Raw genomic sequence first — 22,645 nt, forward strand, 5'->3', positions numbered from 1 at the left:
GAGGTTATTTGTTTTGGTCACTCAGTTCATTGATAAATCTTCTTGACTATCTATTCACGAGTGCCCACACAGATTGCATGGTCAAATTGTTAAAGAGCTAAACCTCTCCTTTTAAGCCTTTCGACTTAAGTTTCGAAGTGGACGGCCATTTTAGCGATTTAAGTTAGCGTGTCAACCACTTTCTTACTTATTTCTTTAGGTCTTATGTCCTAACTGAATTGAGGCTTAATCCTTATTGGATGGCGCTCTCCGTGTCAGTGAGGCGGCATTATAGAGAGTTCGATCAACTTGGCAAGGGGTTATTTGCTCTTTTTTCAAAAAAACACACCAAGCGCTCATAAAACAACCTAACCTTCGATTATAGGCGTATATTCCTACCTAATGAGCAACAAACAACACAAAACAGCAACAGTTAGCGCCAGTCATTTCTATTATTTTGCATTGCAAAAGCATAATTTGATTTTCAAGATCTCTTTAAACCTAACTCAATAGGCAATAACCAACTGAATTAGTTGAACTATCTAACTGGCCTCAGTTTTGCAGAAAACCGTTAACTGTGTATTTGGAGGTTAGATATGAAAACTATCGGTTATGTTCTACCCTGTTTCCCAGTCTTATCGGAAACATTCATCGGCTCAGAAATTAGAGCCATGAAATTACTTGGCCACAATGTTTTGCCTTATGCATTTACCTCCTCCACTCAATCACAACCGGAAGATGCCTCTCTTATAAAGCAATGTCGGTATTTTGATTCCGCCCCCTATCTGCCTTTATATGGCATTTGGCGATTACATCGTTGCCACCACTTCTTACGTACCCAAAAAGGATTTAAGTATCTAGGCCTCCTACGCCAAGGTTTACAACTTGCTTATCTTGCAAGAAAAGATAAATGCCAACATTTACACGCACATTTTGCTTGGCACAGCTCAGCGGTTGCCATCATTGCCGCAAGACTATTAAATATCGGGGTATCGTTTTCAGGCCATGGTGCGGACATTTATCAAGATCCACAAGACTTACAAGCTAAATTAGATTATTCCGATTTTGTGTGTGCAATTACACGAGATATGCAAATTGAATTGCAACTTGAAACGGAAAAGCCTATTCATCACATTCCATGTGGGATAGATAAAGATTCCTTTCCCACCTTGAATTGTCATTGGGCTCCGACAAAAGGTTTGCTCTTTGTTGGCCGCTTAGTAGAAAAAAAAGGGCTTGATATTCTTTTACACACTTTAAGCTCTTTGAATAACCAAGTTCCACTTGATGTTGTCGGAGATGGGCCTGAACGCGCCCCTTTAATGAAGCTCGCTGAAGATTTAGCTTTGACCAAAGTCACCTTTCACGGCAACAAACCAAACCAATGGATTAAAGATCACGCCAATGATTACTCAGCTTTCATAGCCCCATTTCGTGAAAGCTCCACCGGAGACAAAAACACCACCAACTTAACAATAAAAGAGGCAATGGCTCTAGGGATCCCAATCATTACTTCTAGCCTACCTTACAGCCATGAAATTTTAGATAAAAACAGCGCCATTTTTGTTGCATCAGAAAGCTGTTCCGAATTACAGCAAGCCATCATCCAACACTACAAACGTAGCCAAGAAGAAATAAACCACCAGCGACAACACGCTTATGTACGCGTAATGAAACACTACACGTCACTGCCACAAGCAATAAAACTATCAACGTTAATTGAAGCATTGTGATCATAAGGTGAGGAGGCTTTATGACAGAACTACTCGTTTTTGGGGAAGACTGGGGAAGACACCCTTCAAGCACTCAGCACCTAATAACCGCTTTAAAAAATGATTACACCATCACATGGATAAATTCCATTGGATTAAGACAGCCAACGTTCAACTTCAAAGATCTAAAAAGGCTCACAGAAAAAGCACGCTATTTACTAAAAAGAACACCACAACCCCAAAGCACTTACTACCTGCAACAGCCGGATTTAATTATTCACCCTAAAGTCTGGCCGTTGGCTCAAACACGCCTTTTACAATCTCTCAATCAAACCCTACTTTCACGACAAATTCCGCCTAAAAAAGGTAAGCGAGTGGTATGGGTATCTTTACCCAGTGCAATTGATGTTCTCCCAATTTGCCAAGCTGATACAGTTATCTATTATTGTGGCGATGACTTTTCTTCCCTTACTGGGGTTGATCACCACTATGTCGCCCAATGTGAAAGAAAATTGGTTCGCGAAGCTGACATTGTCTTTTCAGCTAGCCATAAGCTACAACAAAAATTCCCTTCAAATAAAAGCTATTTGCTTCCACATGGCGTTGATGACCAACTTTTTAATCCCACCCACTTAGAGCCATTACCTTCTCAACATACAATAGGCTTTTACGGTAGCATCAATAACTGGTTAGACACGGCCTTATTAAAAAAATTGGCGCAGGCCAGACCAAAGATCACTTTTGAGCTAATCGGGCGCCACGACTGTGACACTTCCCACTTAAACTCCACTCCCAACATTCGTTTTCTTAATCCCATTGCTCATTCCCAACTCCCAGCAGCCATGAAGCACTGGACAATGGCTATCTTACCGTTTGTGGATAATGACCAAATAAGATCTTGTAATCCTTTAAAGCTAAGAGAGTACTTGGCGATGGGATTACCTATTATCAGCAGCCATTACCCAGCTGCAATGGAATACTTTCCGCATATTGCAATTGCAAAAAACACACAAGATTGGCTACATGCCATTGATGCATTTTGCAAATTGGATAAAAACCAACGTGAACAACACGAAAAAAAATCGCGACAACTGATAAAAAAAGAAACCTGGAATCAAAGAGCTAGAGTAATAGAAGCCCAGATTTCTAAAATACTTTCCACCAGCTAACCAGACAGAGTAGATTCGGCCTCAAACTTGCGTACTCCATAAGTACACAAATAAATAATGAGGTGCAGCATGAAAAGATTACTATCACTTTTGGTTGTATTAGGGCTTTCCGGTTGCATCTCGACGCCGAAAACATCAAGCACATTAGAGCTGTACTTCAGCCAAGAGCAACTGACGTTAACGTCTCAGCAAACTCAGCAACTCAGTCAATACTTTCAGAGTAACTCTTCTCGCACAGTGACGGCAGACATCGCCCCAGCCAGCATAGAAAATAAATTCCAAGCACTATTACGAGGAAAACAGCGTTTATCTGCAGTTAAGCAAATCGCGAATAGCCACCAAGTCATCCTATTGCAAAACTACAATCCAACATTGCAAATGGATACCTTAGTGCTTGGGAGCCAGTAATGTTACGCCAACGAGTCTATGCCCAACTCTACCCTGTTCTCTATACATTATGGAAACGGCGTTACATGTTGGTTGTGCCTATTTTCATTATGCCAATCATCGCGGTGGGGATCAGTTTCTTGTCGCCTAAAAAATATTTCAGCCAAACGACAGTTCTGGTGCAAGAAGCCTCGTTACTTAACCCATTTTTAGAAGATTTCTCAATCTCATACAATCTAGAGCAGCGGATTGTCGCTTTGCGAGTTCTCGTACAAAGCCGTTACATTTTAAATGACGTCGTTAAGACCCTGAAATTAGCCGACCCCAATAATAAACAAGCCACTCAGCATCAAATCAATCTGCTTGCTCAAAACTTAAAGTTGGAATTAAAAGGTAATGATTTAGTCCAGCTGAGTTTGCTTTGGCATAACCCTGAGCAAATGCCTGATATCTTAACCTTAGTGTCTGAACGCTTTTTGGATCGGCTCCGCGCTCCAGGCAAAGCATCCGTTGATAACTCAGAGCTCTTTTTAAAAAACCAATTGTCCAAAACACAAAAAGATCTTGAACTGGCTGAAGAAGCCTTAGCAGACTTTAAGACTCAGCACGCCGACAACCTGCCTCAGTTACAAGGAAACCACGCTGCCACCAGCGTTCAACTTGAAGAAAAACGAAAAGAAGCCGAGCTTGCCCTATTACGGGCGACCGCTCAACGCGCTGATTTGCGCCACCGTCTTATTCAAACCAACCCCATCATTGGTTTGTTGGAAGAAGAGATCATAAAAACAGAAGCGGAGTTGACCATTCTTCGCTCCAAATACACAGAGCAGCATTCAAAAGTAAAAGCACTACAGCTGCGCCTCAACACACTCAAAGAAGAATGTGCTCGACTTCTACAACAACAAAGCCAGTTAACCGAACAAGAGCTAACTCAACTTTGGCAACGAGCCGCCAGCATGGCACCACAAGGTAATGACAGTCAGCCCACTCTGTTATTGAGTCAATTTGAGCAACTCCAACAAGCAGAAACCGCCATTTCATCATTAAAGCAAGAGATCACCTTGCTCAATCAGCAAAAACAAAAACTAAAAGATCGCCAATTGCAATTTGCTAATTTAGAAAAATCTCTTAAAGCACTGCAACGAAACTACGACGTTAAAGCAAAACTCTATGACCAATTACTTGAGCGCTACGAACTTGCACGGGTGACAGGACAGCTGGGGCGATTTGAAGACCCCAATAATTTGCAAGTCATCGAGCGGCCAAACAAACCTCAAGTTCCCATCAATTGGCCATGGTGGATGAACGCCATCATTGGTGCTGTGTCTGGGATCGGGTTGGGGTTAGCACTCACCTGCTTTTTCACCTTAATTGACAGCCAACTGTATTACTCATCCCAAATAGAAAAACTCAGTGGTGTTCCAATTTTGGCAAGAATTCCAGGCTTTGACGAATAACCCCAAATGGAGGCTTTATGAAAAATAGAAATGTTCAGATTGTGCAACACCTACACCCAGGCGGAATTGAAACTCTGGCCTTAAATTTGTTGCGCTACTCTTCACATCAATACGATGTGGGCATTATCGCGTTAGAAGGCACACGGGCAGATGCATACCAACAGTGGCCACAGTTAAAAGAGTTTGGTTCACAACTCTATTTTCTCAATAAACCTGCGGGGCTTAGTTTACAAACCATCAACCAGCTTAGATCATTATTAAAACTACTCCGTGTCACGCATTTTCATACTCACCACTTGGGCCCCTTACTTTATGGTCGCCTAGCGCAAATTGGCTTAGGAATTCAACATATCCACACAGAGCATGACGCTTGGCATTTAGAAGATAATAAACAACGCTGGCTGACCACCTTACTGCTCACCCAAAATGTTACGGTGGTGACTGACGCACAAAAAGTAGCCCACCAGCTTCAACACCATACTGGCAGAGTGGTCGATAAAGTCATTATCAACGGTATCGACACTCAATATTTCTCGCTGGCTGAAAGCTGTATCGCCCGTGCAAAATTAAACCTTCCTCAATCTACCTTATTACTTGGCTGTGCCGGGCGGTTAGTACACGAAAAGGGATTAGACACTTTATTACATGCTCTGACCCTGCTGCCGACTCACATTGAGGTGGTTATCGCAGGTCAAGGTGAACAAGAATCAGAGCTCAAAGCTTTAGCTGAACAACTTTCCGTTTCTCATCGAATACACTGGCTGGGCCATTGCCACGATATGCCCACCTTCTACCAAGCCTTGGATTTATTCTGTATGCCATCACGACAGGAAGGACTGCCTCTTGCCATCTTAGAAGCCCAATCTTGTGGTTGTAAAGTGATCGCAACAGATGTTGGCGCCACTGCTGAATTACTTTGCCCTTCTGTCGGTACAATTATTGATAAAGATAATCCTCAAAAGTTGGCTAAAGCCATACAAAGAACCATTAATGGAACTCAGCATAACAAGCAAGTCGGTAGGGATTTTGTTCAAGGGCTGGCCGATATCCGAACCATGGTTTCAGAATACGAATTACTAATGAATTAATTGGAGAAACACCATGATATGGTTTCTTTTAGGGTGCTTAATTGTATTGGTGATATATCATCATGTGGTATACCTACCATTAATGATCTGGCTCGGGAATAAAAAGCAAGCCTCGTTTGACTCCCCTATTCCCACCACTTTGCCAAGAATTGCTTTAGTCATGCCCGCTTATAATGAAGCTAAATTTATTGAAGCAAAATTGGCAAATTTACTTACCCTAGATTACCCAGCAGAACGGCTTAATATCTACATTGGCTGTGACGGCTGCACCGATAATACCGTCGAGCTCATCCACAATTGGAAAGATAAGTTTGAATTGCTAGGGATCTCATTGATCGTAAAGGAGTGGGCAGACAATAAAGGAAAGTTACAACGCCTGAACTATTTAATGGGCTGCGCTGCGCAACAATCGGAGCTTATCGCTCTTACCGATGTTTCCGCTTTATTGTCGATTGACTCCCTAAGAATATCATCGTCCTCTTTTCTAAATGATCACGTAGGTGCTGTCACCAGCTGCTATCTTTTGGCCGAATCAAACCAAGGAGAACAACAATACTGGCACTGGCAAAATAAAATTCGTACCGCCGAATCTAGGCTGGCCAGTGTGATTGGGGGAAATGGCGCATTCTATATTATGCGCTCTGCACTATTTGAGCCCTTACAAAACGACACCATCAATGATGATTTTATGCTACCTATGATGGTATTGAATAAAGGTTACCAAGTTATTTTAAACGAGGAGGTTAATAGTGTTGAAATCGCTCCTACTTCATTAAACCAAGACTTCTCTCGCCGACAACGTATTGGCGCAGGCAACTTGCAACAACTGATCCGCTGCCAATTTTTACTTCACCCTAAAAGCCTAACGGTCAGCTGGCTATTTGCTTCAGGAAAAGGCCTGCGAACCTTAATGCCCTTTATCCTCATCAGTATCTTCCTGCTCACTCTCCTACTCAGTGGGCAAGGATCATCAATCGCCCATACAATGGTCATACTACAGCTAGCAGGGTATGGCTTATGCCTACTGCCTAAGATTGGAATTAAGAACTCTTTAATTACGAAAGCCAGCTACTTCATCAGTGGTTATGCGGCATCATTCATTGGCATGCTGCGTTACTTAATGGGCCACTTTAACCATGGATGGAAACGTGGAACAGGAGGTTCTATGAATACCGAAGCCTTCAACCTCATTCCTATATTAAAAAGAGCCACCGACATACTGCTTGGTGTTATTGGCCTATTAGTAACCTTACCACTATGGCCTTTTATTGCTCTTGCTATCAAACTCGACAGCAAAGGCCCAATCTTCTATAGCCAACTCCGAGTCGGTGAGATCCAACCCGCTCAAGTCGATCTCTTTTTTATGCTGAAATTCAGAACCATGATCCACTGTGCAGAGCAGACAACAGGAGCCATCTGGGCCCAAGATAATGATCCTAGAGTGACCAACGTTGGCTCTTTTTTGAGAAAAACCCGATTAGATGAGCTACCACAATTTATCAATGTGCTAAAAGGGGAAATGTCTTTAATTGGTCCTCGCCCTGAACGACCAGAGTTCTGTCGCACTTTGCAAAATGCATTGCCATTTTATTTAGAAAGAACCTCTGGCTTAAAACCCGGCATTACCGGCTTAGCTCAGGTACAAGCTGGCTACGATGGTTCCGTAGAAGATGTAAAACAAAAACTAGGATGGGATCATGCTTATGCAACCTCTTTATTCTCTGTAATTCAGTGGCTTAAGATGGACGCTTTCATCATCTTAAAAACCATTTACATCATGGCAACCAGCCAAGGCAAATAACAAAAATGGTGACTAACTAACTTGGCATAGGAATTGGAATACCAACATAACAACACTGTTAACCAGTACTTAGGAGATGGTTATGTTGGGAACATCAAAAACAGAATCCGTTATTAGCTATAAAGTGAATACCGACTTAGATGCGAATACCACTCGAACACTTGAGGCCGATTTCACCTTACTCAGTGAAATAGAGCAACCTGAACTGACACTCGATATGTCTGACGTCACCTTCATTGATTCATGTGGCATCGGCGCAATTGTTTTCTTATACAAACGTTTAAAAAACCGTGACCGTAACTTACGTTTATTAAATGTAAATGGCCAACCAAAACAACTCATTCAAATGCTTCGTATCGATAAAGTGATCCCTTTAATCACCAGAGCGGAGTTATAACGATGAGATATTATTCTGTAGTTCTTCTAGCAGGCTATTTAAATGGCTGTACCTTATGGCCCGCCGATGTTCATAACAAAGAGCGCCCTCCTCATGCAGAGCAAATGCATCAATTAGATCATCTTGCCATGGACATGGAACTATTGATCAGTCGTGGCGTAAAAACCTGCTTACCTGGGCAGTGGCGTCAACTGGTTAATTTGCACAACAAGGCAACCCAAGAAGCACAAGCCGGATTTAAAGATGATGCGACTCTCACCATGCTAGCCACTTCAGAGCAGATCCATTTGATCAAACATCAATTAGAATGGCTAGAGCATCACACCCAATGTATTGATCATCCCCATAGTGAAACAGAGCTGAAAGAGAAGTTCTTAATTTTAATGGCAGTAGACAATCAGTTTGCAACGGATCAATACGATCTGCTTCCTGATTACCAAAATGCCTTAAGTTCAGCCGCTGAGATCTTAAAAAGACAACCGCATTGGCAAATAAAATTGATTGGTTTCGCCGATAGCCGCGGTAGTAACCAATACAACCACACCCTCGGCATGAATCGCGCAAAAGCCGTGAAGCGTTTTTTAATAGAGCAAGGGATCAGCAGCCATCAGCTTAATGTTGACAGTTATGGAGAAAGCAAAGCCAAACAAGACATTTCTTCACAGACTTTACTACTTGCGAATAGAAAAGTAACCGCCCAGGTATTTGTAGATTTTCATACTCAATCACACCATCGAATTTATTCAATTAAAGATTGGCATCACGCTAAGGAGCCGCTATGAGATATCTGCTGTGGTTATGCCTTTTCTACTCCACTGTTAGTTTCGCGATACCGCTGGCTAACGGCGACAAATTATACCTTCACCTAGCAGGAGAAGAGGCCTTTTCTGAATCCTTCGTGATTGACGATCAAGGCCAAATCAACCTACCCGAAGTTGGCGTAATTCAAGTGTCAGGGTTAGAACTGGAAGCTGCACAGAGTAAAATTAAACACATTCTGGCGACGGTATATCGCAATCTGGATGAATTTAAAGTCACCTTACAAGAGAAAAAAATTCGCATACAAGTTCTAGGCTTTGTTCAACAACCTGGAATCTACTCACTGAAACCTAACAGCAACATTCAAATGGCCATTACTGCCGCAGGTGGAATACGCCCAGGGGCACAATTGGATCAATTTAAGTTAATCACTGAGAAAAAGAGTACTGAGTTCAACTATAAATCGTACTTAGACACAGGTGATGCCACATTGCTGCCTTCGTTATTGAACGGCGATACGCTGTTTATTCCTTCCTCTCCTATGTTGGGTAATATTGAAGTCGACTTTGATGCGACATCACTACGAGAAACAGGCGATTCCAATGAAGAACAAGGTATTACCATTTTTGGGGAACTTAGAAACCCAGGTGTTTTTAGCTACAAAAAGAACATGACGGTAGTAGATGCCGTAATGCGCGCTGATGGCGTTACTCGGTTCGCAGATGTCGCCAAAATACGAGTAATAACAGACAATAAGCCTCATAACTTTGATTTAAAAAGTTACCTCGATAGTGGGAATGACACCAAGCTGCCACCACTAAAACCCGGGAGTACCATCTATGTTCCAATTGAGGTAAAAGACATCGGCGCAGGTGATCGTACCATCTATATTATGGGAGAAGTTCGCTCACCAGGTGCTTATGAAAATGACGGAGAAGCAGGGCTCATCGATGTTCTTGCCAACGCTGGGGGGCCAACAAGATTTGCCGACACCACCCAGATCCAAATTCTTCGTTCTGACAGTCCTAAGATCATTGTTGATCTGGTCCAGTATTCTACTAACCCTAAGAATTATGTACTCCCTCATTTACAAGCTGGCGACGCTATTTTCATTCCCGAAAAAGCCAATGTGAATGAATCCTCATGGTTAAAAGTCACCGGGGATCGCGCCATAAAGATCATTGGTTCGGTTTACAAACCAGGCAGATTTGAATGGAATCCGTCAATGAAGTTTCTCGATGTTCTTGCTCATGCTGGCGGCCCAAAAGAAAGTGCGAATCTTGCCAACATTAGGATCATTAAAGAAAAAAATACTCATCAAAGACAAGCCGACAACAATATTCAATATTTCGATTTAGAGTCTTTTATTTCAGAAGGTGGCGACTTTGCTCAACTACCAAAGCTCAATGCTGGGGACACCATCATTATTGATGAATTGCCACAAGATCCTACGGATAACAAATCAACGTGGGTTCGCCAATCTGCGGATGACTCTATTTATATCTTTGGGCAAATTGGCGCACCTGGCCGCTATGCCTTTAATGATGAACTCGGTTTTCTTGATATTTTATCTGCCGCAGATGGACCTACAGCGGATGCCAACTTGCGCCAAATTCGAATAAGCCACCGTAATGGTTTAACCGCTAAGGTCACGAAACTCGATTTAGCGCTCTATTTTGAAACCGGTGATGAAACATTATTACCACGAGTAAAAGCTGGGGACGTTATATATTTGCCAGAACGTAAAGGCGATTGGTTGGATAAACCCGCAGAAAGAGTAGTTCGCTTAATGGGGGCAGTCAAAGAGCCAGGCCGATACAGTTTCAACACCGAGATGTCACTATTAGACTTGCTTGCGGAAGCCGGTGGCCCAAATGATAACGCTTACATCGAGCGGATCATGATCGTCAACAGTTCTTGTTGTGGAGATGAAACCCAAACCTTTAATTTACGAAGTTATATTACCTCTCCTAATAGCTATCCCCTCCCATTACTAAGACCTGGCGATACGGTATATGTACCAAACGAAGGGGATTCCATCATAGAACAAACGCGTAAAGGATTAAGTGACGTCCTGTCTGTCATCACACTTGTTTTATTAGGAGCAGCCTTATGAAACCATGGTTAAGCCAAGAATTTGATGCACTATTCCAGCAAATCCATATTTCAGGAGCAAAAGTGATTGCATTAGCTGGAGCCAGTAAAGGGTGTGGCTCATCAACGATGACATTATGGCTCGCTAAGCGCTGTACCAGTGGTGGAAAAAAAACATTGATTGTCGATTTTGATCTTTCTGGATCAGGACAAGGGTACCCAAAAGCATTGTGGCACCCTGATGGCACGGGCGAAGAAAACGCAAAGATTTCAATTGAGTCTAATATTGATCTATTGCCCCAATCAGCACAATCAACCACGTTAATCACATTTCGACAGCCAGAAGCACTCCAACAAGCACTAGAGCGATGGAAACGAGATTATGACTTTGTAATTTGTGATGCCGGCACCATTACTCACTCAAACTGGCGAAATTTACCAGCCTCCTCCATCGGCTCTGCCAGTGATGCCACTATATTATGTATAGGCAGTACACAAACCAATGAAAATGAATTGCTCACCAGTATCCACAAATTAGAACAATCAGGAGCCGTATTGTTAGGCACCGTGATTAATGACAGGAACAACCCATCACTCAGTGCCGAAATAATACGGGTGCTCAACAGTAAAGGAACACTGATTCCACATGGATTCAGAAAAAAAATTTCTAGTTGGTTAAGTAATAATACGGTGCTGAGAGGAGACTACCTATGATGGAGCAAATTTTATATCAGAGCTGTCATCCCTTAGACTTTCAATCCATCACTAACATTAGAAAAAAAATCACCCAGATCTGCTCCCAATTAGGGCTTAGTGAACATTGCCAACAAAACATTGCGTTATTGATCAGTGAGTACTGTTCCAATTTATTAAAACATGCCGCCACTCCTGCAACCCTAATACATATCAGTTTAGGAAAATCTAAACACAAATTTTGGATCGAATTTCAAGATAATGGTTCAACTTGGGAGGAATTATCTTCCACCCTAAGTAATAGCGAACTTCAAGAAGACCTATGTACCTCAGGTATGGGATTAGGCATTATTGCTAACTTATTTCCAGAACACGAATTTAAAAAACAAAGCAATACACTTCGCTTCCATTTCAATAACCTGACTGAAAAACCAAAAATTTTATTAATTGATGACAGCCCAAGTCAACTCTACTTAACCGAACTAATGCTAATAAAAGACTTCTCTATTACAATTTTTAGCAGCGCAGAAGAAGGGTTATCTTGGCTAGAAAACAACCAGTGTGAATTGATCATTACTGATCTCCACATGCCAACAATGGATGGCATGCAGTTCAAACAGGTTTTATCGAAAATGCCGGATAAATATTGGATCCCCTTTGTGTATATTTCAGGGGACAATAACAACACCACAATGAATAAAGCAGCTTCATTAGGGATTGATGACTATATTTTAAAACCATTAAATATAGAAAAGCTGAAAAACGTCATAAACCGAGTTTTACAGCGCAGCTCTATGATTAAAAAGCATTTTGAGATGAACATCGAAACCCATCTCCCCAGTATCAAGCCCTTTTCCCGCAAAAATCAAATAGAAGGATGGGCAATAGATTATTCCCACTCACCACCACCCAGCGGAGACTTTGTTATCCAACACCGTGTAAAAACAGGAACAATATTTATTATTGGCGATCACATGGGACATGGTGCTATCGCCAAAGCAAATGGAAGCTATTGGCAAGGTTTTATTCTAGGGCTGCTAACACAAAGCTCTGTGTCTATTCATTCAATATCTACTCTCATAAATGACGCCTTTTACCACCAAAACCATTCACATCACTGCCAGCTCCTATGCCTATTGCTCATTCATATAAATGAAAACGGCAATGTTGAACTAATCAACCATGGCATGCCTTACCCCATTTTAAAATCTGGAAAAAATATCGAGGTATTAAAAAAAAGTGGTGGGCTATTAGGGCTAAGTGAATTCAATGAACAAAGGACATATCAATTTGTCATGGAGCAAGACCAAACACTTCATGTCTTCAGTGATGGGGTAATAGAAAACATAATGGATAGTTGCCCTCTTAATGACAACTTACATCAAACACTTTGGAAACAGCCTAACCCAGTCAAAGATGACCGAACACTAATCAGCTTCACAAAACGCTAACCCATAATAACGTTTTAGCTGAGGCCATCGACAAGTATGACTATAGCGATACGCGATAATTCGCCACATGTCATAAGAGTAACGTAGCCAGTACTGAGCAGGCTGAGATTGAAAATGCTCAATCACCTTTCCTAATTCTTGCCATTTATTCCCCTCGACCAATAAAGCTTTGGGCAATAAATACTCCAATTGACCTACTTTTGTCGCTAACACCGGAACCCCAAATGACATGGCTTCTAAAGCAGCAAGTGGAAGACCTTCTGCTCGTGATGGCATAAGTAATAAATCGATGTCTTTCCAATGCTCTTCCATCGATTTAACACAGCCATGGACCGTAATGTTTTCCTGGCTAGGAATATGAGGTGTTAACTCCCCAGAACCAAAAATATGCCAGTCAATATCGAAATCCTGCTTTGCCAACTGGCAAAATCGGTCAAAACCTTTATCACGACAGAAACGGCCAACAAAAGCAATTTGCAATCGTGTATGACGAGTACGAGATAAATAATTAGGTGAACAAAAAACAAAATTACCTAATAATCGACTATTAGCACTCAGTGTCTTTTGAATTGCTTCGCTTACTGCAAAATTATGAGATAGAAAGGCCGTTTTCTTATTCAACCACTCGTAGAATCGAACAAGACCATCACCGGATTCCCCCGCATGAAAAGTCGTAAAACAATGAATAGGCTTTAGTAAACACAAGACTCTAGCCAATATAGATGCTTTATAGCCGTGAGCATGGACAAGTGATTTCGAAGGAAGGTGGCTTAAATATCGATTAAGACTAGAAACATGACCATCTAAAAAAACACAATGAACATCAATAACTTCAAGCAAAGAAACTAAAGGGTGTTCAGGTAATGGCTGATAAAAAACGACTTCACACTCCAAACCATTTTGTGTGATCAATTTTGCTAAATACAAGAGATGACTCTCTATACCACCAAAACCAGATGTATCACAAAGAATTGAAATACGCATTTACTCACCACTCAATAAACTAAGATGAGTAACATACAAGCAAAAAAAAAGCCGAGTCCTAAGACTCGGCTTTTTCTAACTGTCTAGAGCTTACTCAGCGGCTTCTTCAGCTGCTTGCTCTGGACGATCCACAAGCTCAATGTATGCCATTGGAGCTTTATCGCCTGTACGGAAACCGCATTTAAGAATGCGAGTGTAACCGCCAGCACGTTCTGCAAAACGTGGACCTAATTCGTTAAATAGTTTTGCTACAACTTCGTTATCACGAGTGCGAGCAAATGCTAGACGACGGTTTGCAACACTGTCTGTCTTAGCTAGGGTAATCAACGGCTCAACTACGCGACGTAGCTCTTTTGCTTTTGGTAAAGTCGTTTTGATAACTTCGTGACGAACCAATGAGCTAGCCATGTTGCTGAACATCGCTTTGCGATGACTGCTGTTGCGGTTGAGTTGACGACCACTCTTACGATGGCGCATGACCTAATCCTTCTAACTAGATATCAGTGAGCTGATTAATCTTCAGCGATTGATGCTGGTGGCCAGTTTTCTAGACGCATGCCTAGAGACAAACCACGAGATGCCAATACGTCTTTGATTTCTGTCAAAGACTTCTTACCAAGGTTTGGAGTTTTAAGTAACTCAACCTCAGTACGCTGAACCAGATCACCGATGTAGTGAATCGCTTCTGCTTTCAAACAGTTAGCAGAGCGAACCGTTAGTTCCAGATCGTCTACAGGACGCAGTAGGATCGGATCGAACTCTGGCTTCTCTTCTTTCTCTTCAGGAACTCGTACATCACGAAGATCTACAAACGCATCCAATTGTTCAGCAAGAATAGTTGCTGCACGACGGATAGCTTCCTCAGGATCAAGTGTACCGTTTGTTTCCATATCGATAACAAGCTTGTCTAAATCGGTACGTTGTTCTACACGAGCAGCTTCAACATTGTAGGCAATTTTGTCTACAGGGCTGAAAGTTGCATCTACAAGTAGACGACCAATTGGACGCTCATCTTCTTCAGTATGAATACGTGCTGACGCTGGTACATAGCCGCGACCACGCTCTACCTTGATTCGCATGCTGATTTCAGCAGCATCATCAGTTAAGTGGCAGATTACGTGCTCTGGGTTCGCAATCTCAACATCACCATCATGGGTGATGTCACCTGCAACAACAGGGCCTGCACCAGATTTGTTAAGAGTAATGATAACTTCATCTTTACCCTCAACCTTAACGGCAAGGCCTTTAAGGTTTAGAAGGATTTCCAGGATATCTTCCTGCACACCTTCTTTGGTGCTGTACTCGTGCAATACACCATCAATTTCAACTTCAGTGACGGCACAACCCGGCATTGAAGATAAAAGAATACGGCGAAGAGCATTACCTAAAGTGTGACCGAAACCACGCTCTAAAGGCTCAAGAGTTACTTTTGCATGAGTCGTGCTGACTTGTTCAATGTCAACAAGACGTGGCTTAAGAAATTCTGTTACAGAACCCTGCATTGTGTCCTCTCTTTAATTTAGCTTTACTTAGAGTAAAGCTCGACGATCAGGTGTTCGTTGATGTCGGCAGACAAGTCAGAACGTTCTGGAAGACGTTTGAAAGAACCTTCCATTTTGCCGGCATCTACTTCAATCCAAGTTGGTTTTTCGCGTTGTTCAGCAACTTCTAGAGCCGCTTTAATACGTGATTGCTTTTTAGCTTTTTCACGAATGCTAACAACGTCATTTGCCGCAACCTTGAAAGAAGGAACGTTTACAACGCTACCGTTAACTAGGATAGCTTTGTGGCTAACTAGCTGACGTGCTTCAGCGCGAGTAGCACCAAAACCCATACGGTAAACTACGTTATCTAGACGACCTTCAAGAAGCTGAAGCAGGTTTTCACCTGTGTTGCCTTTAAGGCGTGCAGCATCTTTGTAGTAGTTACGGAATTGTTTTTCTAAAACGCCATACATACGACGAACTTTTTGCTTCTCACGAAGCTGTACGCCGTACTCAGATAGACGACCGCGACGAGCGCCGTGTACACCTGGTGCGTTATCAATTTTACACTTGGTATCAATCGCACGAACACCAGACTTAAGGAATAAGTCTGTACCTTCGCGGCGGCTAAGCTTTAGCTTAGGACCCAAATATCTTGCCATGATCTTTCTCCAATATTCCTAGAAACGTTATACGCGACGTTTCTTAGGTGGACGACAACCGTTATGAGGGATCGGAGTCGCATCAACAATGTTAGTGATACGGTAACCAGCAGCGTTTAACGCGCGGATAGTTGACTCACGACCAGGACCTGGGCCCTTAACCATAACTTCCAGATTCTTAACGCCATATTCTTTGGCCATTTCACCACAACGCTCAGCTGCAACCTGTGCTGCGAACGGAGTAGATTTACGAGAACCACGGAAACCAGAACCACCTGCAGTAGCCCAAGCTAGAGCGTTACCTTGGCGGTCAGTGATAGTCACGATAGTATTATTGAAAGAAGCATGGATGTGCGCTACGCCATCTGCTACTTGCTTGCGTACGCGCTTACGAGCGCGAGTTGGTTGCTTTGCCATTGTACTCTACCTTATCCGATTATTTTTTGATCGGCTTGCGCGGACCTTTACGGGTACGAGCGTTGGTTTTAGTACGCTGTCCACGTAACGGTAGACTGCGACGGTGACGAAGACCACGATAACAACCAAGGTCCATTAGACGCTTAATGTTCATCGATACTTCACGACGTAGGTCGCCTTCTACAGTGTACTTGGCAACACCATCACGCAGAATATCAATCTGCTCTTCACTTAGTTCACTGATCTTGACACTTTCAGCAATACCGGCTTCAGCTAAGATAGCTTGAGCACGAGTTTTACCGATACCGTAAATCGCTGTTAAAGCGATTACAGAGTGTTTGTGATCAGGAATGTTAATGCCTGCTATACGGGCCACTATTCACTCCTAGTACTTTTTAAGAAGAACCACAACAAAGCCCGATGAGGATACATTGTGGCCAAAACTACTTCTTTTGCACGCAAAAGGTAGGCCGAGAAATATACTCGGCCTTCCTTTTAATTTCAAGTAAAAATTTCTGCTAATTAACCTTGGCGCTGTTTGTGCTTTGGTTCACTGCAAATTACACGCACAACACCGTTGCGCTTGATAACTTTACAGTTACGGCAGATTTTCTTAACGGAAGCACGAACTTTCATTGCTAAACTCCGTAGTGGAATCTGATTCTATCGGCTTGAGCCTTTCAGATTCGCCTTTTTCAACACTGACTCATACTGCTGAGACATCAGATGAGTCTGAACTTGAGCCATAAAGTCCATGATAACAACAACTACGATTAGTAGGGAAGTACCGCCGAAATAGAAACGGACATTCCATGCAATCATCATAAACTCAGGGATCAGACAGATAAAAGTAATATACAACGCACCAGCAAGGGTTAAACGCGTCATCACCTTATCAATGTATTTCGCTGTCTGCTCACCTGGGCGGATACCAGGTACGAACGCACCAGACTTCTTCAAATTATCAGCTGTTTCACGAGGGTTAAACACCAACGCTGTATAGAAGAAACAGAAGAAGATAATTGCTGCGGCATAAAGCATAACATATAAAGGCTGACCTGGGCTAAGAGCAAGTGAAATATCACTTAACCAGCCAAGAGCTTCATTTTGTCCAAACCACTGTGCCAGAGTACCTGGGAACAGGATAATGCTTGATGCAAAGATTGCAGGAATTACACCAGCCATATTTATTTTTAATGGTAGGTGAGTACTTTGAGCTGCAAAAACCTTACGGCCTTGCTGGCGCTTAGCATAGTTAACGACGATACGACGTTGACCACGTTCCATAAACACAACAAAGTAGATTACTGCAAAAGATATAACAGCAATTAAAAGTAGAAGAAGTACGTGCAATTCACCTTGACGCGCTTGCTCTACTGTCTGTCCAATAGCAGGTGGCAAACCTGCAACAATACCAGTGAAAATAATCAATGATATGCCGTTACCAATCCCGCGCTCAGTAATTTGTTCACCTAACCACATTAAGAACATGGTACCAGTGACCAAACTGACTGTTGCTGTGAGATAGAACATGAAATCAGGATTAGCAACTAACCCTGGGATCATATTTGGTAACCCTGTTGCAATACCAATTGCTTGGAAGGTTGCCAAAACAAGCGTGCCATAGCGAGTGTACTGGCTGATCTTACGACGACCAGATTCACCCTCTTTTTTCAGCTCAGCTAATGCCGGATGAACAACAGTTAGCAGTTGGACTACAATCGATGCCGAAATATACGGCATGATACCTAGTGCTAATATTGATGCACGCTCAAGTGCACCACCAGAGAACATATTAAACAGTTCAATGATGGTACCCTTTTGCTGTTCGAACAGATCGGCAAGTACAGCAGCGTCAATACCAGGGATTGGCACAAAAGAGCCAGCTCGGAATACTAGAAGCGCACCAATTACGAATAAAAGACGCGTTTTAAGTTCGGCTAGGCCGCCTTGTGCACTACGAAAATCTTGTCCTGGTTGTTTAGCCATCTGTACCTCGTCCTCGAGTGATTATTCCTCGATTTTACCGCCTGCAGCTTCGATTGCAGCTTTAGCGCCTTTAGTCACGCGTAAACCTTTAACAGTTACAACTTTCGCAATCTCACCAGAAAGTACAACTTTCACGAACTCAATGTTCTTAGTGATTACGTTAGCCGCTTTTAGGCTGTTTAGATCTACTACGTCACCTTCGACTTTCGCTAGCTCGCCTAGACGAACTTCAGCTGTTACCAAGCTCTTACGAGAAGTAAAACCGAATTTTGGTAGACGCTGTTTCAAAGGCATTTGACCGCCTTCAAAGCCTGGACGAACAGAACCGCCAGAGCGTGATTTTTGACCTTTGTGACCACGGCCACCAGTTTTACCTAGGCCAGAACCGATACCACGACCTACACGCTTCTTAGAAGGTTTAGAGCCAGCAGCCGGTGATAGAGTATTCAAACGCATTCTGATTACTCCTCAACTTTAACCATGTAGTGAACTTTGTTGATCATGCCGCGAACGCAAGCAGTATCTTCAACTTCCACAGTGTGGTTGATGCGACGAAGACCTAGACCTTTAAGACACAGTTTGTGCTTAGGTAAACGGCCGATTGAACTTTTAGTCTGAGTTACTTTAATAGTATTAGCCATGGTTCTTACTCCGAAATTGATTCAACAGTTAGACCACGTTTAGCAGCTACCATCTCAGGAGACTTCATGCCACTCAGACCATCAATTGTCGCGCGAACGATATTGATTGGGTTAGTTGAGCCGTATGCTTTCGCAAGTACGTTGCGAACACCTACAACTTCTAACACTGCACGCATCGCACCACCGGCGATGATACCAGTACCTTCAGCAGCTGGTTGCATGTACACTTTTGAACCAGTGTGGCGACCTTTAACTGCGTGGTGAAGAGTACCTTCATTTAGTGCAACATTAATCATGTTGCGACGTGCTTTTTCCATTGATTTTTGGATTGCAGCTGGTACTTCACGGGCTTTACCGTAACCGAAACCAATGCGTCCATTACCGTCACCAACTACTGTTAGTGCAGTGAAGCTGAAGATTCGACCACCTTTAACCGTTTTTGAAACACGGTTAACAGCGATTAACTTTTCGTTTAAATCAGCAGCTTGTTGTTGTTCTTTAGCCATCTTCCAACCCTACCTTAGAATTTCAGACCAGCTTCACGAGCAGATTCTGCTAGTGCCGCTACTCGACCGTGGTATTGGAAACCAGAACGATCGAAAGCAACATTAGAAATGCCTTTTTCGATTGCACGCTCAGCGATAGCTTTACCTACAGCTACAGCAGCGTCAACGTTACCGGTATATTTCACTTGCTCACGGATCGCTTTTTCTACGGTAGAAGCGGCAGCGATAACCTCAGAGCCATTTGATGCGATTACTTGTGCGTAAACATGACGTGGAGTACGGTGTACTACCAGGCGATTTGCACCAAGTTCTGCAATCTTACGACGCGCACGTGTAGCACGACGGATGCGAGATGCTTTCTTATCCATAGTGTTACCTTACTTCTTCTTAGCTTCTTTAGTACGCACATTTTCATCTGCGTAACGAACACCTTTACCTTTGTAAGGCTCAGGCTCACGATAAGAACGAATATCTGCCGCAACTTGACCAACAAGTTGTTTGTCACAACCAGTTAGTACGATTTCAGTTTGGCTTGGACATTCAGCTTTAACACCTTCAGGTAGAGCGTGCTCTACTGGGTGTGAGAAGCCTAGTGTTAGAGATACAGAGTTGCCTTTGATAGCAGCACGGTAACCAACACCTTTCAGGATAAGCTTCTTAGTGAAGCCTTCAGTAACACCAACAACCATGTTGTTCACTAGTGCACGTGCAGTACCCGCTTGAGCGTTAGCTTTAGCGACACCTTCGCGCCATGCGAAAACGATAGTGTTATCTTCCTGAGATACAACTACTGCGTCATTGATAACGCGAGATAGTTCACCCTTGCTACCTTTAACAGCGATTTCCTGGCCGTTTAGTTTCACCTCTACGCCAGCAGGAACAACTACAGGTGCTTTTGCAACACGAGACATAGTCTACTCCTATTAAGCTACGTAACAGATGATTTCACCGCCAAGACCTGCTTTACGAGCAGCACGATCTGACATCAGACCCTTGGAAGTGGAAACAACAGCAACACCAAGGCCACCCATCACAGAAGGAAGCTCATCTTTTTTCTTGTAGATGCGCAGACCTGGACGAGAAACACGTTGGATTTGCTCGATTACTGGTTTAGCGTCGAAGTACTTAAGAGTAACTTCTAGCTCTGGTTTAACTTCGCCTTCTACAGCGAAATCAGCGATGTAACCTTCAGCTTTAAGTAAAGAAGCAATTGCAACTTTTAGCTTTGAAGAAGGCATTTTAACAGCAACTTTATGTGCTGTCTGACCGTTACGAATGCGGGTCAGCATATCCGAAATCGGATCTTGCATGCTCATAAGAATGACTCCAATGATTTAAGTGGCAAATTACCAGCTAGCCTTACGAAGACCCGGAATCTCGCCTTTCATGCAAGCTTCACGAACCTTAATACGGCTTAAACCGAACTTACGTAGGTAACCGTGTGGACGACCAGTTTGGTTACAACGATTACGCTGACGAGATGCACTTGAATCACGAGGAAGCGTTTGCAGTTTAAGAACTGCATCCCAACGCTCTTCTTCTGATGCGTTTACATCGCTGATCAATGCTTTTAGCGCAGCACGCTTTTCTGCGTACTTAGCTACTAGCTTTGCACGTTTTGTTTCACGTGCTTTCATGGATTGTTTAGCCATAACAGTAACCCTTCACCTTACTTACGGAATGGGAAGTTAAAGGCAGCCAGCAGAGCTCGGCCTTCTTCATCCGTAGACGCAGAAGTCGTGATTGTTACATCAAGACCGCGAATACGATCGACTTTATCGTAGTCGATTTCCGGGAAGATAATTTGCTCACGAACACCCATGCTGTAGTTACCACGACCGTCAAAAGACTTGTCGCTTACACCACGGAAGTCACGTACACGAGGAAGTGCAATAGAGATTAGACGCTCTAAGAATTCCCACATGCGTTCGCCACGCAAAGTTACTTTACAACCAATTGGGTAGCCTTCACGAATCTTGAAGCCTGCAACAGATTTACGAGCTTTAGTGATTAGTGGCTTTTGGCCAGAAATCACAGCCATGTCTGCTGCTGCATTTTCAAGAAGTTTCTTATCGTTGATTGCTTCACCAACACCCATGTTTAGGGTAATTTTTTCAACCCTAGGGACTTGCATGACGCTTGAGTAGCCGAACTCTTTGGTCAGTTCAGCAACTACAGACGACTTGTAGTAATCATGCAGTTTCGCCATAGTAGAACTCCAAATTACTTAATTGTTTCACCGTTTGATTTGAAGAAACGAACTTTTTTGTCGTCTTCAAAACGGAAACCTACACGGTCTGCTTTACCAGTAGACTCGTTAAAGATTGCAACGTTAGAAACATCAATTGCTGCTTCTTTTTCAACGATGCCGCCTTGTTGACCAAGAGCCGGTACAGGCTTCTGGTGTTTTTTAACAAGGTTGATACCTTCAACGATAACTTTACCGGTTGCAAGAACCTCAGTTACTTTACCGCGCTTGCCTTTATCTTTACCAGCAAGAACGATTACTTCGTCATTACGACGGATTTTAGCTGCCATGTTGCCGCTCCTTACAGAACTTCAGGTGCTAGTGACACAATTTTCATGAATTTCGCGTTGCGAAGTTCACGAGTCACAGGACCAAAGATACGTGTGCCGACTGGTTGCTCAGTAGTGTCGTTTAACAATACACAAGCATTACTGTCGAAGCGAATGACAGAACCGTCTGGGCGACGAACGCCTTTACGGGTGCGCACTACAACCGCCTTCAGAACATCACCTTTTTTTACTTTACCGCGAGGAATTGCTTCTTTCACTGTAACTTTGATGATGTCACCGATATGTGCATAACGGCGGTGAGAGCCACCCAGAACCTTAATACACATTACCTTGCGCGCGCCAGAGTTATCTGCTGCGTCAAGTGTACTTTGCATCTGGATCATTGTTAGTGCTCCGCTTTATATTTCATCTAGACCCATCACGGGTCGGGCTGCCTT

General features: G+C 43.0%; 29 protein-coding genes. 11 read left to right on the forward strand and 18 right to left on the reverse strand.

Annotated features, from left to right (window positions below):
- The first annotated feature begins 575 nt into the window (after window positions 1-575).
- The 11 genes from MHO82_RS23890 to MHO82_RS23940 all read left to right on the forward strand — a co-directional run bounded on the left by MHO82_RS23890 (window position 576) and on the right by MHO82_RS23940 (window position 12,987).
- Complete coding sequence (locus MHO82_RS23890) at window positions 576-1,712, forward strand: glycosyltransferase (RefSeq protein ID WP_239188761.1); 1,137 nt, start codon at window positions 576-578, stop codon at window positions 1,710-1,712.
- 20 nt (window positions 1,713-1,732) lie between these two features.
- Window positions 1,733-2,860 carry a glycosyltransferase gene (locus MHO82_RS23895; protein ID WP_239188763.1) on the forward strand — a complete coding sequence of 376 codons (1,128 nt, stop codon included), beginning with the start codon at window positions 1,733-1,735 and terminating at the stop codon, window positions 2,858-2,860.
- Between the two features lie 69 nt (window positions 2,861-2,929).
- Window positions 2,930-3,268 (forward strand): hypothetical protein, encoded by a 339-nt coding sequence (locus MHO82_RS23900; RefSeq protein ID WP_239188765.1) that lies wholly within the window; start codon window positions 2,930-2,932, stop codon window positions 3,266-3,268.
- On the forward strand, window positions 3,268-4,704 hold the full coding sequence (locus tag MHO82_RS23905) for a Wzz/FepE/Etk N-terminal domain-containing protein (RefSeq protein ID WP_239188767.1): 1,437 nt from the start codon (window positions 3,268-3,270) through the stop codon (window positions 4,702-4,704). The genes MHO82_RS23900 and MHO82_RS23905 overlap by 1 nt, the downstream gene beginning before the upstream one ends.
- 17 nt (window positions 4,705-4,721) lie before the next feature.
- Window positions 4,722-5,792: a glycosyltransferase gene (locus tag MHO82_RS23910; protein ID WP_239188770.1), complete on the forward strand. Its 1,071-nt coding sequence runs from the start codon at window positions 4,722-4,724 to the stop codon at window positions 5,790-5,792.
- Between the two features lie 13 nt (window positions 5,793-5,805).
- Entirely contained in the window at window positions 5,806-7,593 is a 1,788-nt protein-coding gene (locus MHO82_RS23915; protein WP_239188772.1) for a sugar transferase, read from the forward strand.
- A gap of 82 nt (window positions 7,594-7,675) precedes the next feature.
- On the forward strand, window positions 7,676-7,990 hold the full coding sequence (locus MHO82_RS23920) for an STAS domain-containing protein (protein WP_239188774.1): 315 nt from the start codon (window positions 7,676-7,678) through the stop codon (window positions 7,988-7,990).
- A 2-nt stretch (window positions 7,991-7,992) separates the two neighbouring features.
- Window positions 7,993-8,772 carry an OmpA family protein gene (locus MHO82_RS23925; RefSeq protein WP_239188776.1) on the forward strand — a complete coding sequence of 260 codons (780 nt, stop codon included), beginning with the start codon at window positions 7,993-7,995 and terminating at the stop codon, window positions 8,770-8,772.
- Window positions 8,769-10,865, forward strand: coding sequence for an SLBB domain-containing protein (locus tag MHO82_RS23930; RefSeq protein WP_239188778.1), 2,097 nt, complete (start codon window positions 8,769-8,771; stop codon window positions 10,863-10,865). The genes MHO82_RS23925 and MHO82_RS23930 overlap by 4 nt, the downstream gene beginning before the upstream one ends.
- Entirely contained in the window at window positions 10,862-11,557 is a 696-nt protein-coding gene (locus MHO82_RS23935) for a hypothetical protein (protein WP_239188780.1), read from the forward strand. Before MHO82_RS23930 ends, MHO82_RS23935 begins: the two co-directional genes overlap by 4 nt.
- Complete coding sequence (locus tag MHO82_RS23940) at window positions 11,554-12,987, forward strand: response regulator (protein ID WP_239188782.1); 1,434 nt, start codon at window positions 11,554-11,556, stop codon at window positions 12,985-12,987. Before MHO82_RS23935 ends, MHO82_RS23940 begins: the two co-directional genes overlap by 4 nt.
- Here the strand turns inward: MHO82_RS23940 and MHO82_RS23945 are convergent.
- The 18 genes from MHO82_RS23945 to rplN form a co-directional block, all read right to left on the reverse strand.
- On the reverse strand, window positions 12,964-13,971 hold the full coding sequence (locus MHO82_RS23945; RefSeq protein ID WP_239188784.1) for a glycosyltransferase family 4 protein: 1,008 nt from the start codon (window positions 13,969-13,971) through the stop codon (window positions 12,964-12,966). The two genes, MHO82_RS23940 and MHO82_RS23945, sit on opposite strands and share 24 nt — an antisense overlap.
- A gap of 90 nt (window positions 13,972-14,061) precedes the next feature.
- Entirely contained in the window at window positions 14,062-14,448 is a 387-nt protein-coding gene (rplQ, locus tag MHO82_RS23950; protein ID WP_239188786.1) for a 50S ribosomal protein L17, read from the reverse strand.
- Window positions 14,449-14,483: 35 nt separating this feature from the next.
- Window positions 14,484-15,473 carry a DNA-directed RNA polymerase subunit alpha gene (gene rpoA / locus MHO82_RS23955; protein ID WP_239188788.1) on the reverse strand — a complete coding sequence of 330 codons (990 nt, stop codon included), beginning with the start codon at window positions 15,471-15,473 and terminating at the stop codon, window positions 14,484-14,486.
- Between the two features lie 23 nt (window positions 15,474-15,496).
- The gene (rpsD, locus tag MHO82_RS23960) at window positions 15,497-16,117 is read right to left on the reverse strand and encodes a 30S ribosomal protein S4 (RefSeq protein ID WP_239188791.1); all 621 of its coding nucleotides are present in this window, start codon (window positions 16,115-16,117) and stop codon (window positions 15,497-15,499) included.
- A gap of 27 nt (window positions 16,118-16,144) precedes the next feature.
- A complete protein-coding gene (gene rpsK, locus MHO82_RS23965) occupies window positions 16,145-16,534 on the reverse strand; it encodes a 30S ribosomal protein S11 (protein WP_005303517.1) in 390 nt (129 codons plus the stop codon).
- 19 nt (window positions 16,535-16,553) lie between these two features.
- Window positions 16,554-16,910, reverse strand: a complete 357-nt coding sequence (gene rpsM / locus MHO82_RS23970; protein WP_239188794.1) for a 30S ribosomal protein S13 — start codon at window positions 16,908-16,910, stop codon at window positions 16,554-16,556.
- Window positions 16,911-17,056: 146 nt separating this feature from the next.
- Entirely contained in the window at window positions 17,057-17,170 is a 114-nt protein-coding gene (rpmJ, locus tag MHO82_RS23975; protein ID WP_000868186.1) for a 50S ribosomal protein L36, read from the reverse strand.
- Between the two features lie 27 nt (window positions 17,171-17,197).
- Window positions 17,198-18,523: a preprotein translocase subunit SecY gene (gene secY, locus MHO82_RS23980; RefSeq protein WP_239188797.1), complete on the reverse strand. Its 1,326-nt coding sequence runs from the start codon at window positions 18,521-18,523 to the stop codon at window positions 17,198-17,200.
- A 21-nt stretch (window positions 18,524-18,544) separates the two neighbouring features.
- A complete protein-coding gene (rplO, locus tag MHO82_RS23985) occupies window positions 18,545-18,979 on the reverse strand; it encodes a 50S ribosomal protein L15 (RefSeq protein ID WP_239188799.1) in 435 nt (144 codons plus the stop codon).
- Window positions 18,980-18,984: 5 nt separating this feature from the next.
- On the reverse strand, window positions 18,985-19,164 hold the full coding sequence (gene rpmD, locus MHO82_RS23990) for a 50S ribosomal protein L30 (protein WP_239188800.1): 180 nt from the start codon (window positions 19,162-19,164) through the stop codon (window positions 18,985-18,987).
- A 5-nt stretch (window positions 19,165-19,169) separates the two neighbouring features.
- A complete protein-coding gene (gene rpsE, locus MHO82_RS23995; protein ID WP_239188802.1) occupies window positions 19,170-19,670 on the reverse strand; it encodes a 30S ribosomal protein S5 in 501 nt (166 codons plus the stop codon).
- Window positions 19,671-19,684: 14 nt separating this feature from the next.
- On the reverse strand, window positions 19,685-20,038 hold the full coding sequence (rplR, locus tag MHO82_RS24000) for a 50S ribosomal protein L18 (protein ID WP_239188804.1): 354 nt from the start codon (window positions 20,036-20,038) through the stop codon (window positions 19,685-19,687).
- Between the two features lie 9 nt (window positions 20,039-20,047).
- Window positions 20,048-20,581 carry a 50S ribosomal protein L6 gene (gene rplF / locus MHO82_RS24005; protein WP_239188806.1) on the reverse strand — a complete coding sequence of 178 codons (534 nt, stop codon included), beginning with the start codon at window positions 20,579-20,581 and terminating at the stop codon, window positions 20,048-20,050.
- A gap of 12 nt (window positions 20,582-20,593) precedes the next feature.
- Window positions 20,594-20,986, reverse strand: a complete 393-nt coding sequence (gene rpsH / locus MHO82_RS24010; RefSeq protein WP_239188808.1) for a 30S ribosomal protein S8 — start codon at window positions 20,984-20,986, stop codon at window positions 20,594-20,596.
- A gap of 30 nt (window positions 20,987-21,016) precedes the next feature.
- Window positions 21,017-21,322, reverse strand: a complete 306-nt coding sequence (rpsN, locus tag MHO82_RS24015) for a 30S ribosomal protein S14 (protein ID WP_239188809.1) — start codon at window positions 21,320-21,322, stop codon at window positions 21,017-21,019.
- 17 nt (window positions 21,323-21,339) lie between these two features.
- The gene (rplE, locus tag MHO82_RS24020) at window positions 21,340-21,879 is read right to left on the reverse strand and encodes a 50S ribosomal protein L5 (RefSeq protein WP_239188811.1); all 540 of its coding nucleotides are present in this window, start codon (window positions 21,877-21,879) and stop codon (window positions 21,340-21,342) included.
- A 14-nt stretch (window positions 21,880-21,893) separates the two neighbouring features.
- Window positions 21,894-22,208 (reverse strand): 50S ribosomal protein L24, encoded by a 315-nt coding sequence (gene rplX, locus MHO82_RS24025; protein WP_239188813.1) that lies wholly within the window; start codon window positions 22,206-22,208, stop codon window positions 21,894-21,896.
- Window positions 22,209-22,219: 11 nt separating this feature from the next.
- Window positions 22,220-22,591, reverse strand: coding sequence for a 50S ribosomal protein L14 (gene rplN, locus MHO82_RS24030; protein WP_004738793.1), 372 nt, complete (start codon window positions 22,589-22,591; stop codon window positions 22,220-22,222).
- Between the last annotated feature and the right edge of the window lie 54 nt (window positions 22,592-22,645).

Source organism: Vibrio sp. Of7-15 (genome assembly GCF_022347565.1).
Lineage (GTDB): Bacteria > Pseudomonadota > Gammaproteobacteria > Enterobacterales > Vibrionaceae > NORP241.